This window comes from Aeromonas sp. R2-1 (assembly GCF_040908425.1).
Classification (GTDB): domain Bacteria; phylum Pseudomonadota; class Gammaproteobacteria; order Enterobacterales; family Aeromonadaceae; genus Aeromonas; species Aeromonas caviae.
In genome coordinates this window covers 39,407-61,563 of the sequence record NZ_JBFODR010000048.1, presented here as the reverse complement: position 1 = coordinate 61,563, position 22,157 = coordinate 39,407, and the positions used below count along the sequence as shown (strand labels likewise).

Here is a 22,157-nt window from a genome sequence, read left to right as displayed (position 1 = left end):
TTTTATGCACTTAAATCGGAAAAAAGCCGGTTGTTGAAGCAACGCAATTTTTTACCCCTTTAGGGGTGACAAAATATCCATTAACCCTTCAGGGGTAATTGATGACAGCGGATCCCGGGCAGCTGGCCGATGGGGACATGGATAAAACACACGAGGTAATGGAATGATCTTGATGGAATTTTTGGTGGTACTCGGCTGCTTGCTGCTGGGTACCCGCTTCGGGGGCATGGGGCTGGGTCTTATCAGCGGTATCGGTCTGTTCCTGCTGACCTTCGTCTTCGGCCTGGTGCCGGGCGAACCGCCGGTGCAAGTGATGCTGACCATACTGGCGGTCATTGGCTGCGCCGCCACCCTGCAGACCGCCGGCGGTCTCAACCTGATGATGCAGGTGGCCGAGCGTCTGCTGCGCCGCCACCCCCAGTACATCACCCTGCTGGCGCCGCTCACGACCTGGACCCTCACCTTCCTGTGCGGCACCGGCCACGTGGTCTACACCATGTTCCCCATCATCGCCGACATCGCGCTGCAGAAGAACATCCGCCCGGAGCGCCCCATGGCAGTGGCGTCTGTTGCCTCCCAGATGGCCATCTGCGCCTCGCCGGTCTCGGTGGCCGTGGTCTCCATGGTCTCCATCCTGGCGGCGGCTCACGGCGTGGGTCAGGCCTACGGTCTGCTCGACATCCTGATGGTCGCCATCCCCTCCTCTCTCATGGGTGTCATGATGGCGGCCCTGTGGAGCCTGCGCCGCGGCAAGGATCTGGACAAGGACGAGGAGTTCCAGGCCAAGATCAAGGACCCTGCCCAGCGGGACTTCATCTACGGCGGTGGTGAAACCCTGCTCAACACCAAGTTCCCGAAAGAGGCCTACTGGTCCACCTGGATCTTCTTCGCCGCCATCGCTGCCGTGGTGCTGCTGGGGGCCGATGAGGCGCTGCGCCCCGTCTTCACCATCAAGGAGAAGACAGGCCCTCTCTCCATGAACCTAGTGATCCAGATGATGATGCTGATCGCCGGCGCCATCATCCTGATGCGCTGCAAGGTCAAGCCAGGGGAGATCGCCAACGGCGCCGTCTTCAAGGCGGGCATGGTCGCCATCTTCTCCGTGTTCGGGGTCGCCTGGATGAGCGAAACCTTCTTCCAGGCCCACATGCCGCTGCTCAAGGAGACCCTGGCCCACGTGGTACAGGCCCAGCCCTGGACCTACGCCCTGGTGCTCTTCCTCATCTCCAAGCTGGTGAACAGCCAGGCCGCGGCGCTCACCGCCATCGCCCCCATGGGGCTGGCGCTGGGGGTCGAACCCAAACTGCTCATCGCCTTCCTGCCGGCAAGCTACGGCTACTTCGTGCTGCCGACCTACCCGAGCGATCTCGCCTGCATCGGCTTCGACCGCTCCGGCACCACCCGCATTGGCAAGTTCATCATCAACCACAGCTTCATCATTCCGGGCCTCATCGGGGTGGTGACCTCCTGTACCCTGGGCTTCATCCTGACCAGCATCCTGCTGTAACAGGCATCCAGTGCGAGCGGCTCCCCCGTGGGAGCCGCTTTTTTATCCCCGCATCTCCGACCCGCGCTTTGCCATCGCCCCCCACTCTGGGTAGCATGGCCCCTCTTTTCTTTGCGGAAATCCCCCATGTCTCGCGTCATCCTGCTCTGGAGCGGCGGCAAAGATGCCATGCAGGCCCTCTGCCACGCCCGGGAAGCGGGCCATCAGGTGGTGGCCCTGATCACCTTTGCCCCGCCAGCGCCCCGCTTTCTCGCCCATCCCCTGTCACAGGTTCGCCGTCAGGCGGTGGCCCTCGCACTGCCCCATCGGCTGGTCACCATCGAAGCGCCCTTCGATCTCGGTTATGAGCGGGCCCTGGCGGCATTGAAAGAGGAGTGGCAACTCGATGGGGTCGTCACCGGCGACATCGACAGCGTGGGGGGCGCGCCGAACTGGATCCGCGAGCGCTGTCGCCCCCTGGGGCTCACCGTTCACACCCCGCTCTGGCAACAACCCCGCGAGGCATTGCTGGCGGACATGCTGGCCCGCGGCATCGTCGCCCACCTCTCCTGCGTCGATACCCGGGTACTGGCCCCCGAGTGGGTGGGGCGCAGGCTCGATGCTGGCACCCTCAGCGATCTGCAGCAACTGGCGACAACCCGGGGCTTCGATGCCTGCGGCGAGCAGGGGGAGTACCACACCATGGTGACCGACGGCCCCGGGTTTGCGGCGCCGCTGACGCTCGGCCACTGGCAGGTGGCGCGCCAGGAACACCTTGCCTATCTGCTGGAGGACGAGGAATGACCTCTCACGAGGGCGACACATAAAAAACGGGAGGCGCTGGCCTCCCGTTTTGCTTGTCCTTAACGTTGACCTATTTGGCCAGCTTGCCCAGCACCCGCTTAAGCAGGCGGATGCGCGGCTCGATGCTGTCCAGCAGCAGGAATTCCGCCTCCGAGTGGAAGCCGCCCCCCATGGGGCCGAAGCCATCGAGGGACGGCACCCCGGCCGCCGCGGTGAAGTTGGCATCGGAGCCGCCACCGGCCTCCAGCCAGGTGAAGGGGACTCCCTCCTCCCTGCCTGCCGCCTCCACCAGTGCCATCAGGGCCTCGGTGTCGCCGCTCGGGCGCATCGCGGGCTTGAAGCTCTGGCGCGCCACCTCGACCCGGCAACCGGCGAGGAAGGGGTTGTTGGCCATGAAGGTGAGCCGGTCGTGCACCGCCTGCGCCTCTTCGTTGCGCCAGAAGCGCAGATCCACGATCGCCTCGGCAAAGTCGGGCACCACGTTGACGCCGGTGCCCCCCTGCACCACCCCCACGTTCATGGTGGTGCCGGTCTCCATGTTGACCTGCTCGTTGATGGCGAGCACCCAGTGGGCCAGCTCCGTGATGGCGGAGATCCCTTGTGCCAGGGCCGAGCCCGCATGGGAGGCCTTGCCGTGGAAGGTGATGCGGTACTTGGCATTGCCCTTGCGGGCGCTGATGAGATCCCCGCTCGGGCGCGCCGCCTCGGCCACCAGCACGCAGCCGCTCTGTCTGGCTCGCTCCACCAGCCACTCCTTGGACCAGGGGGAGCCTATCTCCTCGTCGCAGTTGCAGCAGACCAGCACCTTGAGCCTGGCCAGCACGGCCGGGTCCAGCTCTTTCAAGGCATACCAGGTAGAGAGCAGGCCGCTCTTCATGTCCGAGACGCCCGGGCCAAAGGCCTGATTGCCTTCGACTTTCAGCGGGCGTTTGGCCGCCGTCCCCTCGGGGAAGACGGTGTCCATGTGGCCCACCAGCATGACATCGTAGTGCTCCGCCCCCGGGGCATTGGTTGCCTCCAGGCAAGGGCCGCACTCGGCGGCGAACTGGTGGCGGGTCACCTGCCAGCCGATGGCCTCATATTTCTCCATCATGATGTCGGCGACCCGGGCCACCCCGGCCGGGGTGCGGGTGCCGCAGTCGAGGTTGATGAGCGGGGCCAGATCCGCCAGATAGGTATCGAGGGAAAACGGGCGCTTGAGGTCGTTCATTGTCTTCTCCATGGAACAATCTGCGTAAAACACAGACTGTTTTTGCAACGATAAGAGTGGGCGGGCACTCGGCGCCGCCTCGTCAACGGCGGTCGGCCAGCGTGGATCAGCTGGCCGCCGCCTCTACACCAGAGCCTTTACATGAACAGCAGATAGTTGAGGAGCAGCGCCGTCACCAGGGCCCCCGCCATGGGCACGCTGGTGCGCTTGACCACCACGAAGGGAGAGACCTTGGCGATGCCCGCACAGGCGATGAGCACCGCCGCGATGGGGGAGACGGTGCGACCGATGCTGGAGGCGAGCTGCATCGGCAGCAGCATGGTCACCGCCGGCACGCCAAACTTGGCCGCCACGGCGGGGGCCAGGGAGGAGAAACTGAGGAAGGCCGCGTTGCCCGAGCCCATGATGACCGCCGCCACCATGATGAGCCCCACCATCACCAGGGTCATCAGGCCGCTGCCGATGCCGGCATTGCTGGCCGAATGGAGCAGGGTGTCGATGGCGCCGATGGCCTTGAGGGATTCGGCGAAGAGCTCGGCACAGACGATGAGCGCCACCACGGGGCCGAACACCTTGCCCATGCCGTCGAGGAAGCTCGACAGCCCCGCGAAGGCGGTGCGCACCGAGCGGGTGCGCAGCAGCTCGCACAGCATGCCGATAAAGACCGACAGCAGCATGGCCACCTCCACGCTGACGCTGATGCTGGTCACCAGCAGCTTGGAGAAGGTCATCATCAGCACGAAGGGGATGATGGGCAGCAGGCCGTACCAGGTTGGCGCAGGCACCTCGTCCGCCCCCTGCTCATCCAGCTCGGCGTGCTCGCCACGGTGCAGGGCCGGATCCCAGCCCTCCTGGCGGTCACAGTGCCGCTGCCAGAAGAAGTGCAGCACCATGGTCACCAGCAACATGGGAGCCACCAGCCAGATCTGGTAGTCGACGAAATAGCTGGTGGGATCCATGCCGGACTGGCCGGCGGAGAAGATGGCGTTGGTCTGGGTCGGGCCGATTTCGAACGCCTGGGAGGTGGCGATGACGCCGCAGGCGGAAGCCGGGCTGATGCCGAGGTTGCGCATCACAGGATACATGGTGACCATCAACAGCAGGCCGAGGCCGGTGGCGGAGGTGACGAACAGGGAGACGAAGACCGCCACCAGGTAGCAGATGGCCAGCATCAGGTAGCTGGACTGGATGCCCGCCACCGGTTTGACCGCCACCCGCACCAGGGCCTGGGAAGCGCCGATATGGGACATGTAGGTGGCAAAGCCCGCCACCGCCATGATGGTGAGGCCAAGGCCCGCCGCCCGGTAGGAGAAGATCCCCTTGAACACCTCGAACAGGTCGAACAGGGCGAAGCCGGTGCTCTTGTCGGCGGGCAGAATGGGGTGCAGTCCCAGCCAGTAGGCGACGGTGAAGAGGGCCATGCCCGCCAGCGCCAGCACCGCCTGCGGGTTGTAATCCTTGACGATGCCGTAGACCACGGCGATCAGCACGAGCAAGACGAAGACGAGTTCCAAGGTGCACTCCTGACAAGATTATCGAGAAGCGCAATCTAGTGGGGGATCTCCCCTTTCCTCTTGATCACCATCAATAAAGATGGAAAAAGCAAACGGTTGTAGATTTTTATTCCGAAAATGAAATCAAAAACGACATTTAACATCAAGGAACTGGATCTAGAATGCTCCCCAGGGTATCCCTGACCGACAACCGCCACTTTGTTTGCGTTGGATCAACATCCCGCCGGGGTGAACTGGCCAAGATGCCCGTCGACACAGAGCGACCATTTCGCACCGGAGAGAGTTATGACAAACCAAGCCACCGCAGGCACCCCGACCTGCGACTGCAAGCTGTGGGACATCCTCGTCGAGTCTGCAAAGGAACGCACCACCATTCGTTACTCCAAACTGGCCAGGCAGGCCGGGCTGGAGCAGTGCCAGGATGAACTGCGCACCCTGCTGCAACGCATCCGCATGTATTGCACCGAAAATCACCTGCCCATTCTCTCCGCCATCGTGATGGATGACGTGGGCAAGTACGCCGGCCTCTCCTCCAGCCTGCCGGATGCCCCCTGGGAGCGGGCACGGGTCTTCGATCACGAGTGGACCACCCTGCACTAATAGCCTTCTTCCCCCAAAACGCGCCCGTCGGCGCGTTTTGGCTATCTGCCTCCCGCCAACCCCCCCACCAGCCTCACTGGTAAAACCAGCCCATCCGGCCATCAGCGTTGCCATGGCTGGGCCACAATGCCAGAATCGGGCCCTTGCACGATTTCCGGGCCGCTGGCCCGCAGACAAAGGATCTCCCATGGCCACCACCCTCTATGGCATCAAGAACTGTGAGACGTTGATGATGGAAGGACCATGAATAGTAGGCTGAGTAGCCGTAGCCACCAATTAGAACAGCTAACGTTTACTCTTTGGGTCCATTTCCCAGCACACATATGTTCTGACAACCCATTCTAAATAAACCCACTGCAATATGTCAGATAGGCCTAGTGTACCATGACGCCAATAAATTTTGAATCCCATCAAGTCAATACCTGAGTAAGGAATCTCTATAATTCCTTGCGGCTCTTCAGGGTAGTAGAAATAAAGAAAATTACCAATCATGTCTGAAAAGACAGCGAACCAAGGTTTGAAGCTCGATTTTTCAGGAAATAGATCTGGAATTGGGGGATACGCAGGTAAACGCTTCCACCCTCTAGAATATCTACTCGCAAGACTATTCAATAAAAAATTTCTTGCATTTGGTACATAACTATTACCTGCATCGAGCATTACAGGCACGACTCTAGATATGGCATCAGGGATCAGATCACCATGCCTCCAATCCCTGCCTGAATTTTGGGTTTTTAACTGCTCTGCATTGGGATTCAGATAGCTTAGACTTCCTTTCAGATAATCAGGAGTAACGGTACTACAGCCTTGAGACATGTATTTTATAAATAATTCTTCAACCTCGGCCGCACTTATTTTTTCATTTTTCCTACGACCATCACCGTTAGTAATGGTAGCCTGTACTATATCGATAGCTAGAGCTAGAGCACTCACATCTGACATAGCTACTCCATCAGCTATATGTATGAAGAATGTAGAAGCTAATCATAACCCTATCCTTAACACTCAATAAACCATTAAAGAACGACTACATGAACGTTTTATTTCATCAATTTTTTAGTCCCACTAAAGTTTTTTGTAAATAGCTTTTGCAACCATATTTTTCATATAACGCCATGGCAGCTCCTTCGGATGCAAAGGCATACCCTTTATCCCCCTTAAATTTCGTCCACCCCAAAAATGTTTCCTTCAGATCTTGAAAGTTATAGGTCTTACGTGGAGGGTTCATACAGGTTGAATTTTCATAAATACCTGTCAAAAAGCCATGACAGAAGGCCTGCTCATCAGCCTCTCCACTACACCATTCCTCAAGATCTGTTGTTAAAATAGCATGGTTTTCTACATCATATTTAGCTAGTGTTGAATTTTTCCCCATCAATAACAGCACAATAGCAACGAAGAATGATTTCATTTTTCATTACTCCACATTAACCCCTAAAACCCCTAAGAAGGGGGACGTAAGCATGTCCTCTTTTTTCTTTATCTAGTCGATCTAATACGATGAGCATTTGAAAGTCTAATACCCGTCGTTTCGCCATCGATGCCTTCGCTATAGCTTGCGAAAGCAAGTCTAGCATTTCTTCCTGATTATCCATCACCATCGGCTACAACCCTTATAGACCTTTTGTGCTTTGCCAAAGAGCTCCTCTCCGCCATCGTGATGGATGACGTGGGCAAGTACGCCGGCCTCTCCTCCAGCCTGCCGGATGCCCCCTGGGAACGGGCACGGGTCTTCGATCACGAGTGGACCACCCTGCACTAAGTGCCGCCCCCTGAATCCGGAACGCGCCCAGACCAGCAGGCGCGTTCTGGTTTTTGGCCCCCACCGTTTCTTCCCCGGCCCCAGGCCAGGTGTGTGTCCCTGTGAGGCGCCCTGCCCCCTGTCGTCCTATCCGGCCAGGCGTGCAGCATAAGGGCCTCCTGCCCCCGGTCTCCCCCTTTGATACCGCAGCGCATCCCGTCCCAGACCAGCGTGTGCTGGCGCGCGGCCCCTCCCTTCTCCACTCGGCCTGACTGGTAAAACCAGCCCATCCGGCCATGAGCGTTGCCATGGGGGGGCCACAATGCCAGAATCGGGCCCTTGCACGATTTCAGGGCCGCCGGCCCGCAGACAAAGGATCCCCCATGGCCACCACCCTCTATGGCATCAAGAACTGCGACACCATCAAGAAGGCCCGCAAGTGGCTGGAGGAGGCGGGTATCGATTACCGCTTTCACGATCACCGCGCCGACGGTCTGAGCCCGGAGCAGCTCGATCTCTGGCTCGCCAAGCTGGGCTGGGAAGCCCTGCTCAACACCCGTGGCACCACCTTCCGCGCCCTGCCGGAAGCAGAAAAACAGGGGCTAGACACCGCCAAGGCCCGTGACCTGCTGCTGGCCCACCCGGCCATGATCAAGCGCCCGCTGCTGGACCAGGACGGCACCCTGACCCTGGGCTTCAAGGCAGACCTCTATCAATCCCTCTTCTCCCGTTAACTTTTTCTGTTAAGGAACACCGATGTCGGACGTCATCACACTGGCCAAGGATCTGATCAGCCGCCCCTCCGTGACCCCCCTGGATGAAGGGTGCCAGACCCTGATGGCGGAGCGCCTCGCACGCCTGGGGTTCGTCATCGAACCCATGGTCTTTGAGGACACCACCAACCTCTGGGCACGCCGTGGCAGCGAGGGTCCCCTCTTCTGCTTCGCCGGCCACACCGACGTGGTACCCGCCGGCCCCCTGGAGAAGTGGGACACCCCGCCATTCGAGCCGACCATCAAGGACGGCATGCTCCATGGCCGGGGCGCCGCCGACATGAAGGGGTCTCTGGCCGCCATGGTGGTGGCGACCGAGCGCTTCGTGGCCGAGCACCCGGACCACAAGGGCTCCATCGCGTTTCTCATCACCTCGGATGAAGAGGGGCCCTTCATCAACGGCACGGTACGCGTCATCGACACCCTGGAGGCACGCAACGAGAAGATCCGCTGGTGCATCGTCGGCGAACCCTCCTCCACCGCCCAGGTCGGGGACGTGGTGAAGAACGGCCGTCGCGGCTCCATCACCGGCGATCTGCTGGTGCGCGGGGTGCAGGGCCACGTCGCCTACCCCCATCTGGCGGACAACCCCATCCACAAGGCGGCCCCGGCGCTGGCGGAGCTCGCCGCCATCGAGTGGGACAAGGGCAACGCCTACTTCCCCCCCACCAGCTTCCAGATCGCCAACATCCAGGGCGGCACCGGCGCCTCCAACGTCATTCCGGGGGAGTTGCAGGTCCAGTTCAACTTCCGCTTCAGCACCGAGCTCACCGATGCGGCTATCCGCGAGCGGGTCGAGGCGCTGCTGACCCGTCACGGCCTGGACTTCGAGCTGAAGTGGACCCTCTCCGGCCAGCCCTTCCTGACGGACACCGGCGCCCTGCTGGACGCCACCGTCGCCGCCGTGGCGGCAGTGAACGGCCAGCAGCCGGCCCTGCTCACCACGGGGGGCACGTCCGATGGGCGCTTCATCGCTCCCACCGGGGCGGAAGTCATCGAGCTCGGCCCGGTCAACGCCACCATCCACAAGGTGAACGAGTGCGTGAAGGCGGACGATCTGGATCTGCTGGCGGACATGTACCAAGGGGTGCTGGCACGACTGCTGGCATGAGCGGCGCTCCGGACAAGAGAGACCAGACCATGAATCAGGATCAACTGCTTGGGCTGGATGAGAGCCACCTCATCCTGGTGGGGCGCGGCCCCCATCGTCTGACCGCCGCCACCGCGGCGGCCTTCAACGACATGCAGGTGGCTGCCGCCCATGCCGGTTTCAACCTGCAGGCGGCCTCCAGCTGGCGCGGCTTCGAGCGCCAGCTCGCCATCTGGAACGGCAAGTGGCGCGGGGAGCGCCCTCTGCTGGGTGCGAACAACCAGCCCCTCGATGCCCTGCAACTGGGCGAGACTGAGCGACTGCACGCCATCCTGCACTGGAGCGCCCTGCCCGGCACCAGCCGCCATCACTGGGGCACGGATCTCGACATCTACGATCCGGACTGCCTCCCCGCCGGCACCCGGCTCGCGCTGGAACCCTGGGAGTATGAAGCGGGCGGCTGGTTTGCCGATTTGCGCGAATGGCTGGACGATCACATGAACGACTTCGGCTTCTTCCTGCCCTATGCAAAAGGGGAGCAACCGAATCAGGGGGTGGCCTACGAGCCCTGGCACCTGAGCTTCGCGCCCGAATCCGACGGGCTGGCACTGGATCCGGCGGCGCTGGCGCTTTGTCTGGAACGGGCGGATATTGAAGGCAAGGAGTGCATCCTGGCTCATCTCGACGAGATCCTGGCCCGCTACGTCACCCCGGCACACCACGAAAGGAGATTCTGATGAGCTTGTGGTTATGGATAGGCTTGCCGCTGCTGTTTTTGCTCGGCCTGTTTCTCAACGCCATCAAGGACATGAAGCAGCTCGAGAAACAGCTGCCCAAGTACAAGGACAAGATCCGGGAGGTCAAGGACGACGAGGACGACTGACCCCCTCGCAGGAGCCCGTCGGCGCTCCTGCCCCCTTCCCGACCACGGCATTTTTCCGCCCTCTGCCGCCCCCTGAGCCGGCCCTGAAAGCCCCATCCATTGCCCCCTTTCCCTGCGCTTTCCCGCGCGGGCACTCCGCCCTCGCCCTGCTTGAAAACTGCGCAACAAACGTAAAAAACTGCAAAACAATGCACAATTAAGCCACACAAAGGGGGTCAATCTGCATATAATGTGCCTGTTTTGCAGCCCGCCATAAGGAGTTCGCCATTGGATGCCACCACCGTCAACAGTTTCTTCTTCATCGGTGCCCTGTTGGTGGGCGCCAGTGTCCTGTTGAGCGCACTCTCCTCCAGAGTCGGCATCCCCATCCTGGTCATCTTCCTCGCCGTTGGCATGCTGGCGGGTGAGGATGGTCCCGGCGGCATCCACTTCGCCGACTACTCGGTCGCCTACCTGGTGGGCAACCTGGCACTGGCCATCATTCTGCTGGACGGCGGCATGCGCACCCGGGTCTCCTCCTTTCGGGTCGCACTCTGGCCCGCGCTCTCGCTGGCCACGATCGGGGTGGCCATCACCACCGGCCTCACGGGCCTCGCCGCCGCCTGGCTGTTCGACCTCAACCTGATGCAGGGGATGCTCATCGGTGCCATCGTCGGCTCCACCGATGCGGCGGCGGTCTTCTCCCTGCTCGGCGGGCGCAGCCTCAACGAGCGGGTCAGCGCCACCCTGGAGATAGAATCGGGCAGCAACGATCCCATGGCGGTCTTTCTCACCGTCACCCTGATCGAGGTGCTGGCCACCGCCCAGCAGGGGCTGGATGCCGGCTTCCTGCTACTGCAACTCGTCAAGCAGTTTGGTCTGGGCGCTGGCATCGGCCTTGCGGGGGGCTGGCTGCTGTGGAAGCTCATCAACAGTGCCAAGCTCGCCCCCGGTCTCTATCCCCTGCTCACGGTGAGCGGCGGCCTGCTCATCTTCGCCCTCACCACGGCGGTGGGGGGCAGCGGCATCCTCGCCATCTACCTCACCGGCCTGCTGCTTGGCAACCTCTCCCTGCGCAGCCGCAGCACCACCCTCTCCGTGCTGGACGGCCTGACCTGGCTCAGCCAGATCGGCATGTTCCTGGTGCTGGGGCTGCTCGCCTCTCCCCACAAGCTGCTGCCCATCGCCCTGCCGGCGCTGGCCCTGGCCATGTGGATGATCCTGTTTGCCCGTCCGGTGTCGGTCTGGATTGGACTGCTGCCGTTCAAGAACTTCGCGCCGCGCGAGCGCTGGTTCATCTCCTGGGTGGGGCTGCGCGGCGCCGTGCCCATCATCCTGGCGGTCTTCCCCATGATGGCGGGGCTGCCCAATGCCCAGCTCTACTTCAATGTCGCCTTCTTCGTGGTGCTGGTTTCGCTGATCCTGCAGGGCAGCTCGCTGCCGCTTGCATCAAAGCTGGCGCGAGTGGAGGTGCCCGCACCGCCCTCTCCCATCAACCGCTCTGGGCTGGAAATCGATCTCGACAGCCAGTGGGAGACCTTCGTCTATCGCCTGAGCGCCGAGAAGTGGTGCATCGGTTCGCCCTTGCGGGAGCTGCGCATGCCCCAGGGCACCCGCATCTGCGCCCTGTTCCGCGGCCAGGAGCTGCTCCACCCCTCGGGCAGTACCTGCCTGCAATCCGATGACATCCTGTGCGTCATCGGCCACGAGCACGACCTGCCCGCCCTCGGTCAGCTCTTCAGCCAGGCGCCGGAGCAGGATCTGGGCCCGCGCTTCTTCGGTGACTTCCTGCTGGAGGCCAACGCCAGGCTGGTGGATCTCGCCCCGCTCTACGGGCTGGATGTGAGCGAGGTGGCGGATCAGAGCCTCGGCGATTTTATTGCCCATCAGTTGGGCGATAATCTGGTGGTCGGTGACCATGTCGCCTGGCAGGGACTGCTCTGGACGGTGGCGGAAATGGAAGAGGGTGAACCCCGCAAGATAGGGGTGCGCTTCTTGGAAGAAGACCCCGTCTAGGCGCCGGCCATCGTAGCCCGCATTTGTGTGAGAAGGGAGTGAACCATGCCTTATCAAACCCTGTTGTCCGGTCTGTATCCTCCCTCGCCCAAGCTGGGCCTCATCGAGGGTTTCTTTGGCAAGGGCTGGAGCTGGGAAGCCCGTGCCCGCTACGCCCAGTGGCTGCCCCGCCACGGCTATGGCTTCTACCTCTACGCCCCCAAGGAAGACGGCTACCTGCGCAAGCACTGGGCCACCCCCTGGCCCGCCGACCAGCTTGAAGCCCTGTGCCAGCTCGCCCGCCAGTGCCGGGAGAACGGTCTGGCCTTCGGGGTGGGCCTGAGCCCCATGGGGGCCCATCACGACTATGCCCGCCAGCGACCCGCCCTGCTGGAGAAGGTGAGGCTCATCGAGGAGGCGCTCAAGCCCGATATCCTGGCGATCCTGTTTGACGACATGAAGGGGGACACCCCGGATCTCGCCCACTGGCAGCTCACCATCGCCCACGACATCGCGGCCCACACCGACGCAGGCCGCCTGCTGTTCTGCCCCAGCTACTACAGCACGGATCCGGTGCTGGAGAAGGTGTTCGGTGCCATGCCCCCCCACTATCTGCAGGATCTGGGTCAGGGGCTCGACAGGCGCATCGATGTCTTCTGGACCGGCCCCAAAGTCTGCTCCACCGAGTATCCGGCTGCCCACCTCAAACAGGCCGCCGACTGGCTCCATCGCAAGCCCTTCCTGTGGGACAACTATCCGGTCAATGACGGCAGCAAGGCGAGCAGCTTCCTGCACCTGCGCGCCTTCGAAAACCGTCCGGCAGAGCTGGCGGATCTCGTGAGCGGCCATGCGGTCAATCCCATGAAGCAGGCGGCCCTCTCGGCCCTGCCGCTCGCCACCCTGCCCATGAGCTACAAGCTCGGCAAGCAGTACGATCCTGACAAGGCGCTGCACGCCTCCCTCAACGCCACCTGCGGGCCGCAGATCTCCGCCATGATCCAGGCCGACCTGCCGCTCTTCCAGGACATCGGTCTGGCCCAGCTCACCCCCGAGCAGGTCATCCACCTCAAGAGCCGCTACCTGCCGTTCCAGGATCAGGCCTGCGTGAACGAGATCCTGCGCTGGCTGGCCGGAGAATACGTGTTCGATCCGGACTGCCTGACCGACTGACCCCATGAGTCCATGAAAAACGGGCACATGTAAAAGGCCACCTCCCGGGCAGGGAGGTGGCCTTTTTGCATGATCTCTCTTCAGGTGCCCCATGGCGTCACATAGGGCGGCAGATTGAGCGGGTGTTTAGCCGAATGCCAGCCAGACCCCGACAAACAGCATGAGAGAGCCCGCTATCCGGTTCATCAGAGTGACATTGCCGCTCTTGGCGAGGAAATGGCGCAAGGTGCGGCCACCGCTGGCATAGAGCATCAGGCAGGAGAACTCGATGACCAGGATGAGCGCGACCAGGGCCCCTATCTGGGGTGCCATCGGCTTGGCCGCATTGATGAAGGGGGGCAGCAGGGAGACCATGAAGGCCCACCCCTTGGGGTTGGCGATGGCGGTCACGAAACCCTGCACGGCCAGTCCCATTGGGCTGGTCTGCTGACCCGCCGAGAGATCCGCTGGGATGGCCATCTTGCCCTTGGCCTGCCACATCTGGATGCCGAGCCAGACCAGGTAGGCGCCACCTACATATTTGAATGCAGAGAACAGGGCCGGGTAGTTGAGCATGACTGCCGCCACCCCGACCACCGACAGCACGGAAACCAGGCCGACGCCGACAAGCTCCCCCCACATCATGTGCAGGGTACGGCGCACCCCCAGACTCATGCCCAGGGTCATCGCCAGGGTCATGCACATACCGGGGGTTACTGAGACAAAAAAGAACGTGGGAATAAAGAGCGCCAAGATGGCGGGATCAATCCAGTCGGACACACTACACCTCCAGGGTAACAAGCAGACGATCTTGCCTATCACACTCTTTTAACACAAGAAAAACCTTTTCATTCAGCAAGAATTCAGCATTAAAAACCCTGTGACAAGGATTGTCGCGCCTGTGTAAGATGCCGCCTCACTCCTCTTTCGGGTTAGGATCTTTCATGTCATTGAATAATCTGTCCATTCGTCTTCAAGTGCTTATCCCTCTCCTGCTCGCCAGCCTGTTGATGCTGCTGATGGCCGTGATCAGCAAACAGGAAATCGACGGTGCCATTCAGGACATGAATGAAACCACCGCCAGCGTCACCCGCCACAAGGACGACATCGCGGCCCTGATCCACGCCACCTACCGGCTGCGCACCAACGCCATCTACGGCCTGTACGATGAGGCCCTCTTCGCCCAGTTGCCGGCCCAGCTCTCCGCCGCCGAACAGGAGATTGGCGCCATCCTGACCAGACTGGTTGTCACCGGTGCCGAGCAGGACAACCGTCAGGTCGCGGCCGCCCTGCAGGCCTACCTCGGCCATACCCGCAGCAGCATGCTGCCCCTGCTGACCGCCAAGTACCAAGGCAGTGGCGATCCCGCCGCCTATGAGCAGGCCCGCCTGCACTTTCGCGATCTGGGGGAGACGCTCATCAAGCAGATCGATGCCATGTCCGTCCACATCAATCAGCTGACCCAGACTGAGATTGCCGAGGAGCAGGCCCACTACCGCGCGACCCTGCTGCGCACCCTGCTGCTGATGGGGGGCACCCTGATCGCGGCCCTGCTGGGTGGCTGGTGGATCTCCGGGCGCATCGTGCAGCCCATCGGCCAGTTGCAGGAGGTGATGCACGCCGTCGCCCTCGGCCGCTTCAACGTGCGTGCCAATGCCGAAGGCAACAACGAGCTGGGCCAGCTCGCCAGGGATATCAACCGGACCCTGAGCCAGCTTGCCAACACCATCCAGACCCTGACCGGCATCAGCGGCAATGTGGCCTCCGCCGCCACCGAGCTTGCCGCTGTGATGACCCAGGCAGAGGTCAACGCCCAGCAGCAGCGCGGTGAGACCGAACAGGTGGCCTCCGCCGTCACCGAGCTGGCCAGCACCGCCGACAACGTCAACCACAACGCCGCCCTGGCCGACGAGCTGGCCCGGGATGCCAACAGTCGGGTCGAGCAGGGGCTGGCCCTGTTTGCCGAAAGCATCGAGGCCAACGGCCGCATGGCGGGCAGTCTGGAGAACGCCGCGACTGTGGTGGCCAGGCTCAAGTCCCAGTCCGAGCAGATCGGCAAGGTGATCGAAGTCATTCAGAGCATTTCGGAGCAGACCAACCTGCTGGCCCTCAACGCCGCCATCGAGGCGGCCCGCGCCGGTGAAAGCGGCCGCGGCTTTGCGGTGGTGGCCGACGAAGTGCGCCTGCTGGCTGCCCGTACCCAGGACTCCACCAAGGAGATCCAGGCCATCATCGAGCAGTTGCAGAGCCAGTCCCTCTCCGCCAACAGCGGCGTGCAGCAGACCCTGGAGATCCTCGGCCACAACCGGCAGCTCTCCGCCGAGGTACAAGCCTTGCTGGGGGGCATCACGGACGCGGTCAACCAGATCAACGGTGCCAACGCCCAGGTGGCGACCGCGGCAGAACAACAATCCTGCGTCACCGCCGACATCAGCCGCAACCTCACCAACATCCACGAGATCGTGAACCAGAACGCCGCCGGCATCAGCCAGAGTGCCGCCGCCAGTCACGAACTGTCACAGCTCGCCGAGCAGCAGCGCAGGCAGCTCGCCCAGTTCCAGCTCTGATCCCGAGAGGGTCTCTTCGATACCGCGGGGCCCGGCGCTGGCCCCGCACTTGCCCCTCCCCCTTCACGCCTCCTGTTTAAAACGGGTTTTTGCCATCAAGGTGTCATTAGGGGCTGGGCTGCATTCGCAAATGTGGGTATGGTAGAGGCACGTCACTCCCCCTCATCGAGAGATCATCATGAGCCTGAAGTTCAAGAAACCCGCTTTTATCACGCTCGGCCTCATCGCCCTGCTCTCCGCACTCTGGCTCGATTTCTATCTGCCGGAACACACCATCGCCACCATCACCGGGGTGGAGGTGAAGCGCACCGACAAGGATGGCCCCATCAGCCAGAAGAACCCGGCTGACGGCCCCACCACCGACGTCTATTACATCTACACCGAGCGCCCCGGCGAGAAGATCCGGGTGTTTCGCAATGAAGACACCGAATGGGGCTGGCCCTTCTACTTCAAGTTCAACGCCGCCGACGTCCAGGCCAAGGCCAAGTCCATGGAGTTCGAAAAACGCCTGGCCATCATCACCTCCTACGGCTGGCGCGTGAACATGTTCTCCATGTTTCCCAACGTCACCAAGATCGCGAGCACCGAGCCCGATGCCTCCACCTGGAGCTTCTTCCGCTGGTTCTGGTTCGGTGTCTGGGCCCTGGTGATGGGCAAGGCGGCCATCGCCACCTGGCGCTACTTCGATCGCCTCGAGGACGAGATATGAGCGAGCCGAGCAAGACCCGCACCAGCTTCTATCGCCGGCTCTACGTGGCTCACCTCATCAGTCAGGGCACGGACACCGTGCCCGCCATCATGGAGGCGACCGGCATGCCGCGCCGCACCGCCCAGGACACCCTCAGCGCCCTGGCGGAGCTCGACATCCAGTGCGCCTTCGAGCAGACCGAGGGGGCTCGCCATCTCCAGGGGCACTACCGCATCAGCGACTGGGGGCCCATCAATCCGGCCTGGATTGCCGCGCAGCTTCCCGTCATCAGGCAGACCCTGGGGTATCCCTGACACCCCGGGCCCTGCTCTGCCTCCCATAGAGAAGGGGCCAGCCTTGCGGCTGGCCCCTTTCTTGTCTGGCCTGATATCCCGTTGCCCTCCCCCGAGCTCACTCCCCTTCGCCGAAAGACTCTTCCGGCAGCGGCTCCGCCGACTCACCCCTGGTACAGTCGATGATGGAGCGCTTGGGATTGTTGGGGTCGCGCAGCAACAGGGGGGCCATCCCCTCGTCATGCAGCCTCTCGTCGGAAAATTCGCTGCCATAGGCGTTGTGGGTCAGCCTGCGGGCATTGGCGATGGGGGTATCCACGAAGAGGGCATGTACCTCGAAGGTGGAGGCCGGCACCAGGAAGCCGACGATGGGCAGGCCGTGCAGCTCCTGATGGACCTTGTACCAGGCAAAGCCCTCGCTCACCTTGTCAGGGGTATACATGGCGAGCTGCGGATTGGCCGGGCGCCCGGTCTCGATGTCGAGATGAAGGGTGTCCAGCTCGCAGGTCGCCAGCCCCTGCCACATCTTCTCGAACGGGGTCGCGCAACCCGTCAGTTGCATGCATGTCAGCAGCGCCAACGTCCCTTTCCACATTCCCAACCCCTTATCCGATGTCCAGGATGTCAACCAAATGAGCGCAGTCGCTGCACCAGCAACTCGATGAAACCGACCCTGTCGAGCCCCAGCAGCACCAGGGCATTGGCCGGTTTGCCGGTCAGGTCGTAGCGATCCACCACCGTCATGCCCAGGGTATGGGTTCCGCCGGTTTCGATATCGACCCGGCACTCCACCCCGTGAAACAGGGAGGGCGCCAGCAGCCAGGCGATGGTACAGGGGTCATGGAGCGGCGCGCCAGCAAATCCCCACTTGGGATCCCGATGATAGATCATGAAAAAGTCGAGCAGTTGTGCCACGCACTGTGCCACCGGGTTGGGAATGGCGCGTACCCGCTCGATATCCTCGTCCATCACCTGGGCCTCGTGGGTCACGTCCAGCCCGCACATGGTGATGGGCAGCCCCGACTTGAAGACCATATCGGCCGCTTCGGGATCCACATAAATATTGAATTCCGCCGCAGGGGTCCAGTTGCCCGCACCGGCGGCGCCCCCCATCAACACAATGCGGGCGATCTTCTGCTTGAGCTCGGGGTGGGCCGCCAGCAAGAGGGCAATGTTGGTGAGCGGCCCGGTCGGCACCAAGGTGACCGGCTCCGGGCTCTCGCGCAGACATCTTGCCATCAGTTCAAGGGCGCTCATCGCCCGGGGAGCAAAGGCGGGATCCGGCAGCTCTGGGCCGTCCAGCCCCGATTCGCCGTGGACGTTGTCGGCGATGATGAGCTCACGGGCCAGGGGCTTGGGTGCCCCCGCCGCCACCGGGATGTCGTCGCGGCCGAGCAGGGTGAGGATGCGCAGGGCATTGTTGAGGGTCTTGTCCGGGGTCTGGTTGCCCGCGCTGGTGGTGACCGCCAGCACCTTCAGCTCGGGGCTCGCCAGCGCCAGAATGAGGGCGATGGCATCATCGTGGCCGGGATCGCAATCGAGAATAACGGGCAGCGCCATGGACAGACTCCTTACAACATGACAGGGAGCCATACCTTAGCAAGAGATGGCCAGATGAACTCAGGAGGGAGTCACAAAACGCCTCAACCAACGAGATCAAGTACTTGGCGATATGCTTCGGGAGCGGACACCCAGATTCGCCGCGCCGCCATCGTTCGGGTATGATCCCTCCCCCTTCATCGTCCGGTTGCCCCATGTCCGCCATCATCGACACCTTTGTTGCTCCGCCCTGCACCGCCACCATCGAGATCCTGTTTGATGATGCGCATCTGCTGCTCATCAACAAGCCGAGCGGCCTGCTGAGCCTCTCGGGCAAGAACCCGCAGAACCTCGATTCGGTCCATTACCGGCTGGTACAGGATTACCCCGGCTGCACCCTGGTGCACCGCCTCGACTTTGGCACCTCGGGCGTCATGGTGGTGGCCAAAAACAAGAGCATCAACGCCCTGCTCTGCCACCAGTTCAGCCAGCGCACCGTGAGCAAGGCTTACGAGGCACTGCTCTGCGGCCATCTGGCGGCGGATGAGGGCGTCATCGACGCATCCATCGCCAAGGATCCGGCGCTGTTCCCGCTGATGAGCATCTGCGCCGCCAGCGGCAAACCCGCCCGCTCACGCTATCGGGTGATGGAGCGGCTCACCCTGGAGGGGGCAGGCCAGCCGGTGCCATTGACCCGGGTCAGGCTGGTACCGGAAACCGGGCGCACCCACCAGCTGCGCATCCACAGCCAGTGGCTGGGCCATCCCATCCTGGGATGCGATCTCTATGGCGGCCTGCTCTCGCCCGGCTGCGAACGGGCCCCCAGACTGATGCTGCACGCCAGTGAACTCGGTTTTGTGCACCCGGTGAGCGGCGAAGCGGTACAGATCCGCTGTGAAGCGCCCTTTGCGCAGGCACTGGCGGCCATGACGGGGCAACAGGGGTAATGAAGAAGGGGGAAAGCAGGGCCAGGAAGGCAAAAAGGGCAAACGGCGGATAAAGATAGGGGCCGCGCTTTCGCAACGGCCCCCACCCCCCACTCGGTGTGGTGCTATCAGATCAGCTTGCGGGCGGCGCCCAGCACGATCTTGATGGCATCAGATTCGGTTTTCGCCATGGTTTCGGCGTTCGGGATTTCCTGCTGGGTACGGTTCACGATGACACCGGCCACCATGCCCGCACGCAGGCCCTGGCTGGTACACATGGTCAGCAGGGTCGCGGACTCCATCTCGTAGTTCAGCACGCCCATGGCTTGCCACTCTTTCATGGAACCCTGGAAACGTTGTACCACGCGGCCGGATACGGTGTCGTAACGCTCCTGACCCGGGTAGAAGGTGTCAGAAGAAGCAGTGACGCCCACATGCAGCTTGGAGCCCAGCTCCTTGGCGGTGTTCACCAGGGCGGTGGTGCAGTCGAAGTCGGCCACGGCCGGGAACTCCATCGGCGCGAAGTGCAGGCTGGCACCGTCGAGGCGCACGGAGCCGGTGGTGACGATCACGTCGCCCACGTTCAGGTGCGGCTGGATGGCGCCGGTGGTGCCGATGCGCAGGAAGGTACGGATACCCAGCTGGGCCAGCTCTTCCACCGCGATGGAGGTGGACGGGCCACCAATACCGGTGGAGCAGATGATCACGGCCTTGCCGTCCATCTCGCCGCGCCAGGTGGTGAATTCACGATGGCTGGCCAGGTGCACCGGGTTGTCCAACAGTTCTGCGATGCGCTTCACGCGCTCGGGGTCACCGGGGACGATCGCCAGGGTGGCGCCTTGCAGATCCGCTTTTTTCAAACCCAAGTGAAATACATCAGACATAGTGGACTCCTGGTTGCGCCCCGCCGCATGGCAGCCGAGTGCAGTTAAGGTGATTCTTTACGGTACTTTCAAGCCGGTGTCCCCTCATCCGGGGAGGCGCCAACTATGGTCGAAAGCGCTTTCCAATTCCTTGATGCGCCTCACACTTCTGCGCTTCAAAGCCGACAAAAATGGCGCGAAACGTTTGCTAAGATGATGAATTTCTTGAAAAACGTTTTTACGCTCCTTTTGCTCTCCCATCCCTTGTCAAGCCTTGATCAACCCTCCATTTAAAGAGCGCGATCGAGTCCACAAAGTTGCAAACGAGATACCATTGACCCCTTCTCATCCCCTCCGACGCTGTTATGTTGGCGCCCGCATACCACTTAATGGCTAATCATACGGAGTCCATCATGGCGACATTCAAGTTCTACATTCCCGCAATCAACCTGATGGGGGCGGGCTGCCTGCAGGAAGCGGCAGCGGATATCCAGGGACATGGCTATCGCAAAGCGCTCATCGTCACCGACAAGATCCTGGGCCAGATTGGCGTGGTGGGCCGGCTTGCCGCCCTCCTGGCCGAGCACGGCATCGGTGCCGTGGTGTTCGACGAGACCAGACCCAATCCCACCGTGGCCAACGTCGAGGCGGGTCTTGCGATGATCCGGGCCCACGGCTGTGACTGCGTCATTTCGCTCGGCGGCGGCTCACCCCACGACTGCGCCAAGGGCATCGCCCTGGTGGCCGCCAATGGGGGCAGCATCAAGGATTACGAGGGGGTGGATCGCTCCGCCAAGCCGCAGTTGCCGCTCATCGCCATCAATACCACGGCCGGCACCGCCTCCGAGATGACCCGTTTTTGCATCATTACCGACGAATCCCGTCAGGTGAAAATGGCCATCATCGACAAGCACGTCACGCCGCTGATGTCGGTCAACGACCCGGAACTGATGCTGGCCAAGCCCGCCGGCCTCACCGCCGCCACCGGCATGGATGCCCTGACCCACGCCATTGAGGCCTATGTCTCCACCGCCGCCACCCCGGTCACCGATGCCAGCGCCGTGATGGCCATCGCGCTGATTGCCGAACACCTTCGCACCGCCGTGCATCAGGGGGAGGATCTCCATGCCCGCGAGCAGATGGCCTATGCCCAGTTCCTGGCCGGCATGGCCTTCAACAACGCAAGCCTGGGCTATGTGCACGCCATGGCTCACCAGCTCGGCGGCTTCTACGACCTGCCCCACGGGGTGTGCAATGCGGTGCTGCTGCCCCATGTCCAGGCCTACAACGCCCGGGTGTGCGCCGGCCGGCTCAAGGATGTAGCCCGTCATATGGGGGTGGATGTGAGCGCCATGAGCGATGAGCAGGGTGCGACGGCAGCCATTGACGCCATCCGGCAACTGGCTCGCGACGTCAAGATCCCCGCCGGTCTGGAGCAGCTCGGGGTCAGGGCCGACGACCTCGACGTGCTGGCCACCAATGCGCTCAAGGATGCCTGTGGTCTCACCAACCCCAGGCAGGCGACTCACGCGGAGATCGTCGCCATCTTCCGCGCCGCCATGTAAGGGGGCAAGATCTGCCAGGGCCGCCACGCGGCCCTTTTTATTGGCTGATGGATCAATGGCTTTTTACTTCCGCACGGGGAGTGGGTATGATTTGCCGAGCTAAAAAGACTGTATGGATGATCTGAACCCGATATGCGGATGAAACACCTGATTGCCGCGGCCCTGACCGCCCTCACCCTGTCCGGTTGCAGCCTGGTCTATCGCATCGATATTCCCCAGGGCAACTATGTGGAACAAAAGCAGGTCGACAAGCTGCGCCAGGGCATGACCCGCGAACAGGTCGAGTTCGTGCTGGGTTCTCCCATGTTGCGCGACAGCTTTGACCCCAACACCTGGTACTACCTCTATGAGTTCCAGCCCGGTCGGGGCGACAAGGAGCGCAAGGAGCTGACCCTCAACTTCGTGGGTGACAGACTGGCCACCGTGACCGGTGATTTCCCTCTCCCTGCCGCCTTCACCACACCGCTCTAGATGACATGACATAACAAAACC

24 protein-coding genes are annotated in these 22,157 nt (G+C 62.1%); 16 read left to right on the top strand and 8 right to left on the bottom strand.

Annotated elements, in window-relative coordinates; all coding sequences use genetic code 11:
• Positions 1-163: 163 nt before the first annotated feature.
• Both AB5Y80_RS17340 and AB5Y80_RS17335 read left to right on the top strand, forming a co-directional pair.
• Positions 164-1,507 carry an anaerobic C4-dicarboxylate transporter gene (locus AB5Y80_RS17340; RefSeq protein WP_041215561.1) on the top strand — a complete coding sequence of 448 codons (1,344 nt, stop codon included), beginning with the start codon at positions 164-166 and terminating at the stop codon, positions 1,505-1,507.
• A 126-nt stretch (positions 1,508-1,633) separates the two neighbouring features.
• Positions 1,634-2,290, top strand: a complete 657-nt coding sequence (locus tag AB5Y80_RS17335; protein WP_368173258.1) for a hypothetical protein — start codon at positions 1,634-1,636, stop codon at positions 2,288-2,290.
• A 70-nt stretch (positions 2,291-2,360) separates the two neighbouring features.
• On the opposite strand, the gene AB5Y80_RS17330 is transcribed toward AB5Y80_RS17335, so the two are convergent.
• Positions 2,361-3,500 (bottom strand): M20 family metallopeptidase, encoded by a 1,140-nt coding sequence (locus tag AB5Y80_RS17330; protein ID WP_368173257.1) that lies wholly within the window; start codon positions 3,498-3,500, stop codon positions 2,361-2,363.
• A gap of 137 nt (positions 3,501-3,637) precedes the next feature.
• Entirely contained in the window at positions 3,638-5,014 is a 1,377-nt protein-coding gene (dcuC, locus tag AB5Y80_RS17325; protein ID WP_368173256.1) for a C4-dicarboxylate transporter DcuC, read from the bottom strand.
• Between the two features lie 285 nt (positions 5,015-5,299).
• Here dcuC and AB5Y80_RS17320 point away from each other — a divergent pair, with 285 nt between their 5' ends.
• Positions 5,300-5,614 carry a hypothetical protein gene (locus tag AB5Y80_RS17320; protein WP_010674057.1) on the top strand — a complete coding sequence of 105 codons (315 nt, stop codon included), beginning with the start codon at positions 5,300-5,302 and terminating at the stop codon, positions 5,612-5,614.
• A gap of 285 nt (positions 5,615-5,899) precedes the next feature.
• Here AB5Y80_RS17320 and AB5Y80_RS17315 read toward each other — a convergent pair whose 3' ends face one another.
• Positions 5,900-6,556 carry a hypothetical protein gene (locus tag AB5Y80_RS17315; protein WP_368173255.1) on the bottom strand — a complete coding sequence of 219 codons (657 nt, stop codon included), beginning with the start codon at positions 6,554-6,556 and terminating at the stop codon, positions 5,900-5,902.
• A 106-nt stretch (positions 6,557-6,662) separates the two neighbouring features.
• Positions 6,663-7,025, bottom strand: a complete 363-nt coding sequence (locus AB5Y80_RS17310) for a hypothetical protein (protein ID WP_368173254.1) — start codon at positions 7,023-7,025, stop codon at positions 6,663-6,665.
• A gap of 213 nt (positions 7,026-7,238) precedes the next feature.
• Between AB5Y80_RS17310 and AB5Y80_RS17305 the strand changes: the two genes are divergently transcribed.
• The 7 genes from AB5Y80_RS17305 (at position 7,239) to AB5Y80_RS17275 (ending at position 13,245) form a co-directional block, all read left to right on the top strand.
• Entirely contained in the window at positions 7,239-7,376 is a 138-nt protein-coding gene (locus AB5Y80_RS17305; RefSeq protein ID WP_191967224.1) for a hypothetical protein, read from the top strand.
• Positions 7,377-7,738: 362 nt separating this feature from the next.
• Complete coding sequence (locus tag AB5Y80_RS17300; RefSeq protein WP_039039874.1) at positions 7,739-8,089, top strand: ArsC family reductase; 351 nt, start codon at positions 7,739-7,741, stop codon at positions 8,087-8,089.
• 22 nt (positions 8,090-8,111) lie between these two features.
• Positions 8,112-9,239, top strand: coding sequence for a succinyl-diaminopimelate desuccinylase (gene dapE / locus AB5Y80_RS17295; RefSeq protein WP_010674050.1), 1,128 nt, complete (start codon positions 8,112-8,114; stop codon positions 9,237-9,239).
• 29 nt (positions 9,240-9,268) lie between these two features.
• Entirely contained in the window at positions 9,269-9,955 is a 687-nt protein-coding gene (locus AB5Y80_RS17290; protein ID WP_368173253.1) for a M15 family metallopeptidase, read from the top strand.
• Positions 9,955-10,101: a hypothetical protein gene (locus AB5Y80_RS17285; protein WP_010674048.1), complete on the top strand. Its 147-nt coding sequence runs from the start codon at positions 9,955-9,957 to the stop codon at positions 10,099-10,101. Before AB5Y80_RS17290 ends, AB5Y80_RS17285 begins: the two co-directional genes overlap by 1 nt.
• Positions 10,102-10,368: 267 nt before the next feature.
• The gene (locus AB5Y80_RS17280; protein ID WP_039039876.1) at positions 10,369-12,096 is read left to right on the top strand and encodes a potassium/proton antiporter; all 1,728 of its coding nucleotides are present in this window, start codon (positions 10,369-10,371) and stop codon (positions 12,094-12,096) included.
• 45 nt (positions 12,097-12,141) lie between these two features.
• Entirely contained in the window at positions 12,142-13,245 is a 1,104-nt protein-coding gene (locus tag AB5Y80_RS17275; RefSeq protein WP_045525256.1) for a beta-N-acetylglucosaminidase domain-containing protein, read from the top strand.
• Between the two features lie 126 nt (positions 13,246-13,371).
• On the opposite strand, the gene AB5Y80_RS17270 is transcribed toward AB5Y80_RS17275, so the two are convergent.
• Positions 13,372-14,004, bottom strand: a complete 633-nt coding sequence (locus AB5Y80_RS17270; protein WP_039039878.1) for a LysE family translocator — start codon at positions 14,002-14,004, stop codon at positions 13,372-13,374.
• Between the two features lie 164 nt (positions 14,005-14,168).
• On the opposite strand from AB5Y80_RS17270, the gene AB5Y80_RS17265 reads away from it, so the two are divergent.
• The 3 genes from AB5Y80_RS17265 (at position 14,169) to AB5Y80_RS17255 (ending at position 16,793) form a co-directional block, all read left to right on the top strand.
• A complete protein-coding gene (locus tag AB5Y80_RS17265) occupies positions 14,169-15,791 on the top strand; it encodes a methyl-accepting chemotaxis protein (protein WP_219596750.1) in 1,623 nt (540 codons plus the stop codon).
• Positions 15,792-15,969: 178 nt separating this feature from the next.
• Entirely contained in the window at positions 15,970-16,500 is a 531-nt protein-coding gene (locus tag AB5Y80_RS17260; RefSeq protein ID WP_039039880.1) for a DUF1523 family protein, read from the top strand.
• Positions 16,497-16,793 (top strand): helix-turn-helix domain-containing protein, encoded by a 297-nt coding sequence (locus AB5Y80_RS17255; protein ID WP_039039881.1) that lies wholly within the window; start codon positions 16,497-16,499, stop codon positions 16,791-16,793. Before AB5Y80_RS17260 ends, AB5Y80_RS17255 begins: the two co-directional genes overlap by 4 nt.
• A gap of 97 nt (positions 16,794-16,890) precedes the next feature.
• On the opposite strand, the gene AB5Y80_RS17250 is transcribed toward AB5Y80_RS17255, so the two are convergent.
• Entirely contained in the window at positions 16,891-17,367 is a 477-nt protein-coding gene (locus tag AB5Y80_RS17250) for a hypothetical protein (protein ID WP_029314217.1), read from the bottom strand.
• A 29-nt stretch (positions 17,368-17,396) separates the two neighbouring features.
• Positions 17,397-18,332: a pyrimidine-specific ribonucleoside hydrolase RihA gene (gene rihA / locus AB5Y80_RS17245; protein WP_203762469.1), complete on the bottom strand. Its 936-nt coding sequence runs from the start codon at positions 18,330-18,332 to the stop codon at positions 17,397-17,399.
• A 161-nt stretch (positions 18,333-18,493) separates the two neighbouring features.
• On the opposite strand from rihA, the gene AB5Y80_RS17240 reads away from it, so the two are divergent.
• Complete coding sequence (locus tag AB5Y80_RS17240; protein ID WP_368173252.1) at positions 18,494-19,258, top strand: RluA family pseudouridine synthase; 765 nt, start codon at positions 18,494-18,496, stop codon at positions 19,256-19,258.
• Positions 19,259-19,365: 107 nt separating this feature from the next.
• Here AB5Y80_RS17240 and udp read toward each other — a convergent pair whose 3' ends face one another.
• Positions 19,366-20,121 (bottom strand): uridine phosphorylase, encoded by a 756-nt coding sequence (gene udp / locus AB5Y80_RS17235; RefSeq protein WP_010674037.1) that lies wholly within the window; start codon positions 20,119-20,121, stop codon positions 19,366-19,368.
• A gap of 392 nt (positions 20,122-20,513) precedes the next feature.
• Here udp and yiaY point away from each other — a divergent pair, with 392 nt between their 5' ends.
• Both yiaY and AB5Y80_RS17225 read left to right on the top strand, forming a co-directional pair.
• Positions 20,514-21,665, top strand: coding sequence for an L-threonine dehydrogenase (gene yiaY, locus AB5Y80_RS17230; RefSeq protein WP_182721794.1), 1,152 nt, complete (start codon positions 20,514-20,516; stop codon positions 21,663-21,665).
• 132 nt (positions 21,666-21,797) lie between these two features.
• Positions 21,798-22,136, top strand: a complete 339-nt coding sequence (locus tag AB5Y80_RS17225) for an outer membrane protein assembly factor BamE (protein ID WP_029314185.1) — start codon at positions 21,798-21,800, stop codon at positions 22,134-22,136.
• Positions 22,137-22,157 lie beyond the last annotated feature (21 nt).